This window comes from Scytonema hankhaensis NUACC26 (assembly GCF_045865695.1).
Lineage (GTDB): Bacteria > Cyanobacteriota > Cyanobacteriia > Cyanobacteriales > Nostocaceae > Scytonema.
The window spans coordinates 105,294-117,748 of sequence record NZ_BAACAP010000255.1; the positions used below are offsets into that span (position 1 = coordinate 105,294).

General features: G+C 40.0%; 12 protein-coding genes. 4 read left to right on the forward strand and 8 right to left on the reverse strand.

Annotated features, from left to right (window positions below):
- Positions 1–16: 16 nt before the first annotated feature.
- Complete coding sequence (locus ACKTT2_RS51595; protein ID WP_407900886.1) at positions 17–655, reverse strand: hypothetical protein; 639 nt, start codon at positions 653–655, stop codon at positions 17–19.
- A 607-nt stretch (positions 656–1,262) separates the two neighbouring features.
- On the opposite strand from ACKTT2_RS51595, the gene ACKTT2_RS51600 reads away from it, so the two are divergent.
- Together ACKTT2_RS51600 and ACKTT2_RS51605 are read left to right on the forward strand one after the other, a co-directional pair.
- Entirely contained in the window at positions 1,263–2,492 is a 1,230-nt protein-coding gene (locus tag ACKTT2_RS51600) for a hypothetical protein (protein ID WP_407900887.1), read from the forward strand.
- 141 nt (positions 2,493–2,633) lie between these two features.
- On the forward strand, positions 2,634–2,825 hold the full coding sequence (locus ACKTT2_RS51605) for a hypothetical protein (protein WP_407900888.1): 192 nt from the start codon (positions 2,634–2,636) through the stop codon (positions 2,823–2,825).
- 145 nt (positions 2,826–2,970) lie between these two features.
- Here ACKTT2_RS51605 and ACKTT2_RS51610 read toward each other — a convergent pair whose 3' ends face one another.
- Both ACKTT2_RS51610 and ACKTT2_RS51615 read right to left on the reverse strand, forming a co-directional pair.
- Positions 2,971–3,684 carry an NADPH-dependent FMN reductase gene (locus tag ACKTT2_RS51610; protein WP_407900889.1) on the reverse strand — a complete coding sequence of 238 codons (714 nt, stop codon included), beginning with the start codon at positions 3,682–3,684 and terminating at the stop codon, positions 2,971–2,973.
- Positions 3,685–4,232: 548 nt separating this feature from the next.
- On the reverse strand, positions 4,233–4,742 hold the full coding sequence (locus tag ACKTT2_RS51615) for a DM13 domain-containing protein (RefSeq protein ID WP_407901017.1): 510 nt from the start codon (positions 4,740–4,742) through the stop codon (positions 4,233–4,235).
- 435 nt (positions 4,743–5,177) lie between these two features.
- Here ACKTT2_RS51615 and ACKTT2_RS51620 point away from each other — a divergent pair, with 435 nt between their 5' ends.
- Positions 5,178–6,470 (forward strand): ATP-binding protein, encoded by a 1,293-nt coding sequence (locus tag ACKTT2_RS51620; protein ID WP_407901018.1) that lies wholly within the window; start codon positions 5,178–5,180, stop codon positions 6,468–6,470.
- Positions 6,471–6,576: 106 nt separating this feature from the next.
- Here the strand turns inward: ACKTT2_RS51620 and ACKTT2_RS51625 are convergent, their stop codons facing one another.
- The 5 genes from ACKTT2_RS51625 to ACKTT2_RS51645 form a co-directional block, all read right to left on the reverse strand.
- Positions 6,577–7,011: a KTSC domain-containing protein gene (locus tag ACKTT2_RS51625; protein ID WP_407900890.1), complete on the reverse strand. Its 435-nt coding sequence runs from the start codon at positions 7,009–7,011 to the stop codon at positions 6,577–6,579.
- A 309-nt stretch (positions 7,012–7,320) separates the two neighbouring features.
- The gene (locus ACKTT2_RS51630; protein ID WP_407900891.1) at positions 7,321–7,857 is read right to left on the reverse strand and encodes a DUF1349 domain-containing protein; all 537 of its coding nucleotides are present in this window, start codon (positions 7,855–7,857) and stop codon (positions 7,321–7,323) included.
- A 35-nt stretch (positions 7,858–7,892) separates the two neighbouring features.
- Complete coding sequence (locus ACKTT2_RS51635) at positions 7,893–8,429, reverse strand: nucleotidyltransferase family protein (protein WP_407900892.1); 537 nt, start codon at positions 8,427–8,429, stop codon at positions 7,893–7,895.
- 139 nt (positions 8,430–8,568) lie between these two features.
- Positions 8,569–10,158, reverse strand: coding sequence for an alkaline phosphatase D family protein (locus tag ACKTT2_RS51640; protein WP_407900893.1), 1,590 nt, complete (start codon positions 10,156–10,158; stop codon positions 8,569–8,571).
- 461 nt (positions 10,159–10,619) lie between these two features.
- On the reverse strand, positions 10,620–10,955 hold the full coding sequence (locus ACKTT2_RS51645; protein ID WP_407900894.1) for a DUF4870 domain-containing protein: 336 nt from the start codon (positions 10,953–10,955) through the stop codon (positions 10,620–10,622).
- A 261-nt stretch (positions 10,956–11,216) separates the two neighbouring features.
- On the opposite strand from ACKTT2_RS51645, the gene ACKTT2_RS51650 reads away from it, so the two are divergent.
- Positions 11,217–12,398: an MFS transporter gene (locus ACKTT2_RS51650; protein WP_407900895.1), complete on the forward strand. Its 1,182-nt coding sequence runs from the start codon at positions 11,217–11,219 to the stop codon at positions 12,396–12,398.
- Positions 12,399–12,455: the final 57 nt, after the last annotated feature.

A 12,455-nucleotide genomic window follows, 5' to 3' on the forward strand; every position in this document is an offset into this window, starting at 1 on the left:
TGGTCTTTGTATTTTCTCATGAATTACTTATACCACTCTCAATCTTGACATTATCAATCAATAACCCAGATCCTATAATTGTATCTCCTACATTTACAACCCCAAACCCTAACGTTAAACTGCTACCATAAGTAGCAGTATAGGAAAAAGTTTTCAAACCTGTTTCTGTATCAAAGTCATTAGAAGAAGAACTAACAAGTGGAGAAAAAGTATCAGCTAACTTAAAAATAACACCATTGATTTTAACAAAAGCAAAATCATTAAAACCTTCTGAGGTAGTTTCATTAGTCAAAAAATTCCAGTCAAAACTCAAACGATCTCCTGCCGTTACAGCAAAGGTTTGCTGAATTGCAGAACCTTCAATCGCATCTTGTGTTATGAGAGCATCCAAAGTACCATTTGGCAAGCTCAAGAAAGATTCTATTGTAGAGTCTGAAAATATATTTAATTCCCCATCTTCTGCTGCACCAGTAATCAATAGAGCACTGTAATTTCCTTCAGATGCTATATGCCCAACTTCTGATTTATCGACAAATTGCGTCCCAATAGTTGACCAGCCAGTAAAATTACCAGTTTCAAAGCCTCTATTGATAATTAGAGATTGAGAATACGAAACATTTTCAGAATCCAGATCGATTGGTAGAGAAGTAGTCATAGGAAAACATTCCTTAAAAAACTATGTTTTGCTTAATAAATTGCTGTTATAACACCAAGACAAGTCTTATTACTAACGAAGGCGAATAGAATTCGCTGTTACACAGATAAAACCCACAGAGGTGGGTTCAAAACATTAATTTTTTTGTTAGTCTGCTGCGTAGGCGGGCTTTGTTTGTATAGGTAGCGAATTCTATTTGCCAAAATTTTCAAACATAAATATATCAACACTGAATAGAATACTTCTTTTTGAGTGTTTGTCAATACTTTATTTCAATAAATACAATTTTAATTTTATTGTACGAATCTCATATTAATCTATAAACTTTCTCAGGAAATTCTTATATTCCTTTCAGAAAAAAATGGACATTTATGTTCTTATCGAGAACTTTAAGAAGCAGAACTAATTTATGAAAAACTTTAATTACTGTAGGAATAATTTTTCAGGAAAAACTAGTTTTATTCTCAGGAAAAATTCAGATTGTACTAGCTTTTTCAATTAATATTTTTGTGTAACCCTAAACCTTGCTACATATAGGCTATTACCGGCAGGTAAGAGTTTACAAGATATAAATTTAAACAAATAACGCTCTGAGGAGCTAACATTTATGAACCTGAAGCAGAGATTGCGCTTGGCTTTTAGTGCATTTGAAGCGATCGCTACAACAGTAGCAATTGCGATCGCTCTACCTTTAGCAGCTACTGCCGAATCCGGACCTGGACCTGGACCTTTAGGACCGGGTCTTGGTTGCAACTTTTTTCCTGTATCAGCAGCAGTAGGTGCTGCTGTAGACCCGTCTTACTTTGGTCCGCCTCCATCCAGTGTCAATCCCAGTCTAGTAGGTCCACTTCAGCTTCTAAATACAGGAGAAATTAATTTCCAAAAAGGCACTATTACAATACCGTTGTACAAAGGTCAGTTAAGGACTGGCGAGACCGTCTGGTATATTCTAACTGACACTGATGACGCTCAAAATGCCAAAGCTCTTGGTCTCAACTTATCGTCTAAGCTAGCTTTTACAGCATCAGGAGTACGCACTGGAAACTTTAATTCAGCAGGACAAATTATTTTTAACGAGGGTAAGGTTGATTTTAGTCTAGAACGGCAAGTGCAACCTGGTTTGAGTAATCGTCCGTTTCCGCCTACAGCCGCACAACCTGGTTCAGTAGGTGATGCTGCATATAGTCCATTGGTTCGGATTCGTAATTCAGGAGGCCATGTTTACAATGCACCAATGATTGCTTTTAACACAGATGCTTCTCGAATTCATTTCCCTGACGGCAATCCCGACTATAAGTTAGTCCATGATGAAGTCGTGGCAATAGATACCACCAAAATGACAGTGACTCTTAACTTAGTCAACGGCTTTAGCTTTGGTCGTCCAGTATGGTACGTATCAATGGATGCTAACGATCCAACCGTCGCCGCGATCGAGGGCGCAACCTTTGCTCCTGCTTTAAAAAGAATACAAGTAGGCAATGATGATAGTTTTTCTAGTGCAGTTGAGCGGATCTTTATCGCTGTCAATGGACCCTCTGAAAATGCCTGTGAAAACCCACAACGTCAAGGTCTATTTGCAGCTTTAACTGATGGCTTCCGCCCAAATAATACCTTTGGCGGAATTCCGACTTTAGCTACAGATTACAGTCCACTTTGGGATGCGAACCTCTATGAGTGGACGCCAGAAGCAATTAGCAAAGGCTATCGTTCGCAATTACGAGAAGAATTTCAGATTCTAGGTCTTGTTGAAGCTGGTTACTTGAGCGGACCCAATGGTAGTAAATTTGGTTCAACTGGTAACATTATTAATTGTCCAGTTGTATTCCGCTTGCTATAAACTACCTACGCGCTATCTGTTATAACAGGCACAAGAGCCAACCCAATTCTTGTGAACGGGCGAGGACGCCCGTTCATCTGCACAAAGTTTATTTTTCAACAATCCGCATAACGCAGGAATGCGTTGGGGAGCAGTGGAGGCGTGTTGTACTTTGTAAGAACGCAAGTGCTTGTAGGCTTTGTCCATATCGCTCACTGCGATCGCAATATGTTGAAACTATTGGTCATGACTACGCGAATTGACTGGTATTGGTTTTCCCTTCGGTGTCATATATTCTGTCAATTCAACGATACCTTTGCGATCGAACTGAATTTTGAGTTAGAGCTATTGTAATGAAAACAACCGAAGATAGAATTGCCCCAGCAATTTTCTTACTTAACTTAGCAGCCATAGCAGCACTCCATCAAACAAATTTTAGCCTTCATGCTTCAGCCTTCATGTACTAGTTTGAAGCGATCGTTAAAAGCAAAACTGAAACTTAAGTGATTAAAGTGGCTTCCACTTTGCCAGTCTGGGCATCATGACCAACATTAAGGACAGTATCCATTGCATCAACACCCATTCGAGCCGCCATTTCTGGGCAAGGTTTGCTAGCATGGAGGTTGACTGGAGTGCTGTCTTTCTTTTCCAAGTTGATTTCTAGCCGCCCATACCTAAGTACTGTTGACATCCAAACCAACTCATTCATGAACCGTTCCAAACGGCGAATGTAAGTTGCTTTGTCAATCAAATTTCCAGATTTATCAAACAAATTTTGGACGTTACTAAAGTTGAGGTCATAAAAAATCGTCATCAGCCCCAATTCACGCATGACAGGCAAAAGGTTTTGAATAACTCGCGTACCGCCAAAGGGTCCAGCCGAGACACCACATAACCCAACAGCTTTGTGAATGTATTCTTTGAGACAGGTGTCGAGTACATGCTTGAGCAAACCCGGATAACCATGGTTATACTCTGGTGCAACGATAATTAATCCATCTGCTCGCTCAACAGTACTGGAGAACTGAGGGTCTTTAATAGACTCACCGGCGTCATTGGTGGTAATTGGAATGTTACGAATATCAATCAATTCCGTCTCCACATCATCTCGTACCGCAATCTGCTCGACAAGAAATTTGGCTACATATTCACTCTGGCGACCTTGACGGGGAGTACCCAAAATGACAGGAATAAACAGAGGAGTATTTGTCATAATTCTTTTGTGACTAGTGCTATTTTGGACTTACTGAGATATTAAGGTATTTACAGCTCCTGAGAGTTCCAAAGCAACCCACCCCCTTTAACGCACCCCCTCCCCTTACTTACCACGGTATACGCATAAGTTGTAATAGCTTACAATTCAAGGTTATAACGTTAAATTACCCCCCTTAGTCCCCCCTTGGAAAGGGGGGAAATTGAATTTCTAGTTTCCCTTGAAAATAGGAAAGATTGAATTTCTATTTTCCCTCCTCTTTTCAAGGTAGAAAAAAATCAGCTATGAAAAGTAACAAAATTTGATTTCTATAGCGGTTTTCACTCTTATTGAAGTACAGATTTATCCGCGTTCGTCTGCTACAGGCTGTGGTTCCATAACTTTTTTATGTATTGCACCCAATTGAAAACCGCTATAATTCCCTCCCCTTTCCAAGGGGAGGGTTAGGGTGGGGTAAAAACGTGTGTACACCGTAGCCTTACTAAAGGGAGGGTTGGTCTGGGGTCTTGTTCATGTGTTACATTCTTTTTTCAAATTGAAGTTATTGTTTAACTTTTTAAACTAGCAGCACCAAAAGTGGCATTGAACTTGCGGCACCAAATAGCAACAGATTTGTAATTTTCTAAATTAATATTGTTAGAAAGCGTATAAGTTTGAGCGCCACTAAATTTTTTAAGAGGAGCAATTACAACGTAATCTTCCTTTTTCAAAGGATATGACGGGGGCTTAGTTGAACCTATTACATTTTCTGAACGGTGTAAAATAACGACTAGATCGGGTCCCATTTCAGAAGTCTTAAATGATTGGTCAAGCTCTAGTACTAATTTACTGTTTTTATTAGTAACGCGAACTGTGCCTTGAGTTGCGTGTTCTCCGGAAACAAATGTACCAGAACTCATAGCAGTTGCATTTTGAGACTTTCCTTGAGTGAATGATACGTGAACTGCTTCATTTGCTGGAGCGCCACTTTGGGTCAACTCATTCTGGGAAATTTCTTTTGTACAGCTAACTGTAACTGTACTAGCTAAAACCAGTGTTAATAAATATCCTAATTTCATAAGTGAAAATACCTCAAGAATCAATCAGTTTGGAATTTTAACTTGAACTATAAACTAATTGTTACTTGAAGAATTTGTCAAAAAATTATGAGGTTCTAAAGATTGATACACAGAAAGCTGAAATTTTGTCTAGAAGGTTCTCATACAGTTCTCAGCAAAATCTTAACTTTCTTCCTTAGAGGATGTTTGAAAAGTCCTTTCATTAGTAGCAATCATATTCAATATCCCAACAAAAGCCTTGGTTGTGACTACTCATAATTAACAAAATTTACATTTATTTAATATAACAGATCGTATTAATGCTACAAAAATAGCCAATTTATATAGTATAATACGTTTCAATTTCCTGGAACGATCCAGAGTTAATACCTGGAAAATCCAAAATTTAACATTTAATTTTTAAACTTACTTTACTAAACCATGCAACAAGCATCCATGAGCAAAGCTAATGATGAAGATATGTTGTTGCAACAACCTTGGCAGCGCGAGCGGCAAATAATAGCACGGTTATCTTCATTGAACTATCGCACTGGCGAACTGGGCAGCTATTTGCATAATATTGCCTGTGGAGTTAGCGAACTCATTGGAGTAGATTGGACGGTTGTTACCTTTTGCCAAGAGGGATTTGAAACTATCCTAGCCAGTAGTCTGGAAATGGCTGAAGATGCTCCTCGTATTTATGCATTGCACGGTCGGTTAATTGCCACTGTTATTCAAAATGGTCGCTCATTGGCTGTTAAGGATGCAGTGGCAAATCCAGAGTATGGCAAACCTGCACCAGGTTATCGAGCTTATTTGGGAATACCATTACAAACCCCCGAAGGTCAAATATTCGGTACGGTTTGCTCTTTTCATCGGCAACCAAGGGAATTCACACAAGAAGAAATCCAAATTGTAGAACTGTTTGCAGAACGTGCGGCGACAGCGATCGACCACTATCATCTTTACCAAAAACAGTGCCAATTTAATCAACTGCTGGAAGTTGAGGTAGAAAAACGGACTGCTCAACTGCAAGCAGCACAAGCCAAACTTGTAGAACAGGAACGCTTAGTAGCGATTGGTGAATTTGCAGCGACGATTGTGCATGAAATTCGCAATCCTCTAACAACAACCATTATGGGATTGAAGTATTTTAAGAAAACTATTTTGACCGAACCAGCTCAAGAGCGATTATCTTTAGCCCTTAGCGAAGCTAATCGTCTGGAAAAGCTGCTGAGTGAAATTTTACTCTATGCCAAGCCCCAAGTGCTGCAACTGAATGAATTGGATGTGAATGAATTTATTCGCGAGTTGCTTGTGTCAATTCGTGAGATGCCAGAAGCGCTATCACGTCAAATTGAATTTATCCCAGCATCCTCTCGAGTCCAAATTTTTGGGGACAGAGATAAGCTAAAACAAGTGTTTATTAATATTATTCGCAATGCCTGTGAGGCAGTCTCAGCAGGAGATGTCATTCAATGGCAAGTAGAGAGTTCGTCTCCTGGTAACGTTTGCATCAATGTATGTAATGATGGCGAGCCTATTCCTCCAGAAGTCCTCTCAAAACTGACACAGTTATTTTTTTCTACAAAACCTAATGGCACTGGATTAGGGCTTGCGATCGTCAAACGCATTGTTAATGCTCATGGTGGAGAATTATTCATTCAATCTAATCCAGTCATAGGAACTAAAGTTAGCGTTCAATTACCTTTGGTTACTAAAGGTTGTGAAAAGCTAAATGAGAGGTAATATGAGGAAAATCGCTAATTGTTAATGGCATTTCATGAAGAGCAATTAGCAGTTAGCGATTTAAGCAAGGAGCGCCAAAACTCGTAAGATTTTAATGTTTTTTTATTTAATAACAATCATCCGCGTAATATTCGTCATCTATGCGTTCGGATGAGTATCGACCTCTAATGTTTTCGTTGAAAAATCTGCCAATGGAATCGGTTTCGTGTAAATCTTCCCAAGTGTCCGGCTCTACTCCAGAATACTGATAGACAGATCCACTGTGAAATTCAACCTGCAAAACTTGCGCGTCTGGATCGTATCCTACAGCGTTAGCCATGGATGAACTTACAGGTAACATCTCAATGGATTCTGGTGATGAAGGAAGTGCAGGAGAATCAGCAACGATCGCATTCAGTTGCTGTAATCCTTCGTAAGCTTGTATTGGTGCAGGAATAGCTACGCACTCAAACTCTTCGCCTCGGTCAATCAATAATTGCAAATAGTCATCCGAGTGAGCGATCGCTACAAGATTGCTCAAATCTATCTTAGATAGTTTCATTCAAATTTTTTCTCCTGCTGGTATGGTAAAGCATTATTTATCGAGTGGTTTTATGAGACAAACCATTAATGGGGTGCTGACATTTTGCTCTGTTGAATAATTTTATAGTACAAGATTACTATATAGGGAGTCAAAAGTCAAGCGGTATCAAAAAAATTATTTATGAACAATTGTTCCCGAGCGAGAAATATTACTCCCTTTCCGCTTTAAAATTACCGATCTTTGTAGGGTGGGCAATGCCTACCGATAGAATTATGTGGTGGGCATTGCCCACCCTACTACATATATTTCAAAAATCAAAAACGATTGCTATAAAGTTTCTATTTTGAAATCTTCAAACGTGACCTGAAATCCCTCTCTTTCCGGTGACGCACACATAAGACCGACTTGCAGCGTTTCTACTTCTGTCAGATACGCCAACCTAAGCATGGTGTAATTTCGATCGTCAAATGAGTATTGCACTTCAACTGTGGCGCTTCTTCTGTACAAACGCAACCACAAAGAAGGAGGATTTTGCAATAATGGTACAACTGACCAATCAGAAAACTCTCTCGTGACAACAGCACTGACTTGTTGTACGCTATTTACGAATTCAATACCAGTCTTAATCCAAGTTTTTTCATTCAATCTAACCATGATTCCTGCTTGGTCGTATAAAACTTGGTAAAGTCCTGTAATTTTCACACTTACGCTAAAGTCTCCCGCAACCTCTCGATAATAAAAATTTCCATGATCGCGAATAAAACCGTAATGTGTTATACGCCAAAAATCTGTTTTTGCTCCAGAAGTAACAGTAACAGTACCATTTTCATCCTTCCAAGAGAGCGGTTCGTTGTACCATTTCATAAAATCTATTAAGCAAATCAGAATTTTATGAGTTTTTATGCCATTCGCAAGCAAGGGCATTTTTGCAAGAACTCAGATGCTTTACGCTCTGCATCTAGGTTGTAAATATGTGCTGTTGTTGGTTGAATGATACCATTAAACAAGTCATCCAGACCATAAGGTGTAAAAAACTGCCACTTCCCATCTGTGTTTATCCGAACTCCTACCGCAGTAGCAGTGTGCAACCAATTTTTAATACCATCTTCTGTACTGTCATAAGTTTTGTTACCAGGACGCCACCGCGCAAAACTAGCTTGATTTTTGATATCAAATAGGTAATTGGGAAATTGTTCCATAAGGATTGTTTTAGCGGCTAGTTCTTGAGAGCGATCGCCCCCCTCATCAAAAAAGGCAATATCAAAATCTTTGATAACCAACTGACAGTCTTCACCAAAGATTTGTCTCCATACAGTGTTTCGTACCGCGCCACCAGCCAGCCACCAGTTAGGAAGGTGAATTTCAGCGATCGCGGGTAATACAATACCAACAGGGGAATTTGCTAAGAGTGCTTGAAGGCGATCGGTATCATTCATAAATGAACATTCATCAAATTTTAGAAAAATATTAATCTATCAATGACAGTATAAGCATTATTGGAGATAGCCACAGTGAAAGAGGGAAGAGCGATCGCATTCCCCTCTTTTACGGTAAGAAACTCGTTGATAAAAACAGTTAAGCTTTTTCGATTCCAGGACGTCCGTTTTCAACCACAAATGAAGCACGATTACTAATTGTACCAAATGGGGTTGTCACTTCTGACACAACTTTATAGTCTGTTGTCCAACTTGCAGGAGTTACCACACAACGTACATATCCTCGTTGACCGTTGTAAAACTTAATGTGGGAATTGTCTGGCAAATAAGCTTCAACTGCGGGGCTAGAATCCGCACCATCTCCACCAGAAGTAATTGAAGTACACACAAACTCACTTCCAACAGTAGCAGAATTTGGGTTATCAAAGTCAGCTTTTAAGTCTATTGCCCAGTTAGAATGTACATCACCTGTCAAAACGACTGGATTTGAGGGTTTGCGCTGTTCTAAGAAACCGAGCAATCTTCTTTGAGAAGCGTAATATCCATCCCACTTATCCATGCTGAAAGTCTGACCTTCTCCAGGTGTTAAATCTCTTTGAGCAACAATAACTTGCTGAGCAATTATGTTCCATTGAGCCTGAGAGCGATCCAATCCACGGTACAACCACTCTTCTTGACGCTTACCAGTGATTGTGGCATTAGGGTCTAGATTTTCTGGACAGCGTTCTTTTGTCCCATCTCCACAAGGTTGGTCTGTACGATATTGGCGGGTGTCCAGCACGTGAAAAGTTGCTAATTTCCCGTAGGATAGCCGACGAAAAATTTGCATATCGGGTCCCTCAGGTTTAGAGAAGGGACGTAGTGGCATATGCTCGTAATACGCTTGATACGCAACTGCTCGTCGTTGTAAGAAGACTTGGGGATCTTGGTCTGGTTCATCATCGACCTCTGAAGTAGCATTGGCGTAGTTATTTTCAACCTCATGGTCATCCCAAGTGACAATCCAAGGAAATGCAGCGTGTGCTGCTTGCAAGTTCTTATCAGTTTTGTACAGAGCGTGTCGATTGCGATAATCTTCTAAAGTTGTGATTTCAGGACCGTTGTGCTGTCTGGGACGATCTGGTGTAATTCCCCCTTCATAAATATAATCACCAGTATGTACGACTAAGTGAAGGTCTTCCTCCGCTAAATATTTATATGCCGTGTAGTATCCTTGCTCGTAGTGTTGACAAGAGACAAAAGCAAAAGGGAGTTTGTTAATGTCACTGTCTGGTTTGGGTGCTGTGCGCGTGCGACCAATTGGGCTTTCTTCTGTCCCTGAGATAAATCTGTACCAGTACCAAGTGTTAGGTTTTAGCCCATTAACAACAACACGAACTGAGTGAGCCAATTCTGGAATGGCAATTTCAGTGCCTTGTGCTACTATCCGGCTCATGTTGGGATCGGTTGCCACTTGCCAACGAATTGGTACATTAATGTATGGCATCCCACCTCCATTTAACGGTTCTGGCGCTAAACGAGTCCAGAGAACTACGCTACTTGCATATGGTTCTCCAGAAGCTACACCGAGTGTAAAAGGATAGCTAGAGAATGGAACTTGAGCCAGCACTCGTTGATGAGGAAATTGGTTGGCGATCGCCAAACCTGTCAATGCTCCTGCTCCAATAATTAAGTTACGTCGCTTGATTCGACTGTACAGAAATCTTTCAAAAGCCCTGTAATCTATCATCCTTTTGCCCCTGTCTGATAAATTATGAATTATGAATTATGAAACATAAACCATACCTTATGGTAGGTTTCATGATTCATCCTTTACCCTTGCATAAATCATTAGTAACTTTGTCGAGATCAAGATATCACTCAAACATTAATTTCTTACAAAGGGGAAGTTAATATTATTTTAATTTGAGAGATAATTTATAAAGTAGGTTGGGTTGAGGAACGAAACCCAACATTTCGTCGAATTATAAAGTAGGTTGGGTTGAGGAACGAAACCCAACATTTCGTCGAATTATTGAGTAGGTTGGGTTGAGGAACGAAACCCAACATTTCGTCGAATTATTGAGAGTCATATCGTTTTACCCAACCCACACAATATATGTGGCGGTTTAAGATTTACTGTTCTTTTTTCAGAATGGTTTTATAGCATTTGTAAGGGCGCAATACCTTGCGCCCCTACGAGATTTTTTATTAAAACAAGCGAAAAATGAATGGGTAACGATAGGGTATGTCGGGTTTATCCAGGACTCGAACGATCGCAATAATTGGCATGATAATGCTAACGATAATTAATATCGCAAGTAATGGAAAACCAATTATCAAAAGAGTTAACAATGCAAAGATAAATGCATAAATGTATAGATTTATGTGAAAATTTAGTGATTCTTTAGCATTGTCTTTAACAACTGAATCCTCAGTCGTTAACAAAATTCCTATGGGAATACCTACAGAGACAATAGTTGAGCTCAAGAATATTGCTCCGTGACAGGCAGCTGAAAGGAGTTTGCGCTGAGTCAGTCGATCCATATCGTAACCTCCACTGTTTCGATACCTATTGCCACCACTACTTGTAATACACTACACTATACTACAGAGTTTCCTATGAGGTTTTATGATTTTTCCTCCTTGGTAATTTCCTGAAAAACAACTTACAGTCACTTTCAGTTGTAACAAGCTGATAGCCTTACAAACAAGGCGAAAGTTTTGTTCGTGGATTCCCCCTCCAAAAGCCAACGCTGTTCGTAATTTTGCGCTGGTTATAAATTGAGAGGATGGGAGAATCACCTGATGTTGTTTAAGGGTAAAAATAAAACTACCAAGGCTGTAATTTTATTAACTGCAATTTTTCTGTCGATTGAGTTCTTGGATGAGCTTGTAGATGGAGTCAGGGGTGCAGCTTGGCCTTTGATTCGCAATGACCTGCATCTTTCCTATGTACAGGTTGGAATGTTGCTAACTATACCTAATACTATTAGTAGTCTGATAGAACCAATTTTAGGCATATTAGGAGATATCGGTCAGCGACGAGCGTTAATTTTAAGCGGCGGTGTTGTTTTTGCGATCGCATTGCAACTCATTTCCTTCAGTCATAACTTTCCGTTATTATTAACGGCTTTTGTGCTGTTTTATCCAGCATCCGGTTCTTTTGTCAGTCTTTCTCAAGCCACCTTGATGGACATCGAACCAACACGTCACGAGCAAAATATGGCACGTTGGGCATTAGCTGGTTCGTTTGGAAATGTAGTCGGACCGTTGGCTTTGGGTAGTGCGATCGCATTACATCAAACTTGGCGAAGCGTGTTTCTAGTATTGAGTGTGCTAACCGTTCTTACATTAGGAATGTTGTGGAAAAGCTCAATCGCTATTCAAAAAACGTTTTCCCATGACGAACCAACGTGCAGTTTTATTGATGGGATACGGAATGCGATCGCAGCATTAAAACGACCAGAAGTACTTCGTTGGTTGACGTTGCTGGAATTTTCAAATCTAATGCTGGATGTTTTGGGTGGGTTTTTGGCACTGTACTTTGTGGACGTCGTCGGTTCTCCCAATACACTGGCAACTTTTGCTGTCAGTGTATGGTTGGGAGTTGGTTTGTTAGGAGATTTTTTCCTGATTCCTTTACTAGAACGAGTGCGGGGATTAGATTATTTAAAGTTCAGTGCGATCGTTGTTTTGTGTCTTTATCCCGTTTTTTTGGTTGTACCCAATATCAATATCAAATTGGTTATTCTTGGCTTCCTGGGTTTGTTTAACTCGGGTTGGTACTCAATTCTACAAGGACAGCTGTACACAGCGATGTCCAGGCAGAGTGGTACAGTCATGACGCTAAGCAACTTGTTTGGTTTAGTGGGTGGTTTAATGCCGCTTGTGCTTGGCTTAGTTGCTCAACAGTATGGTTTGCACTGGACTATGTGGCTATTACTTATAGCACCTGTAGCTTTGTTAATAGGGCTTTTGGGTCTTTAAGAGGTCATTTATAAAGTAAATCTTAAACCGCCAAATGTATTGTGTGGGTTGGGTAAA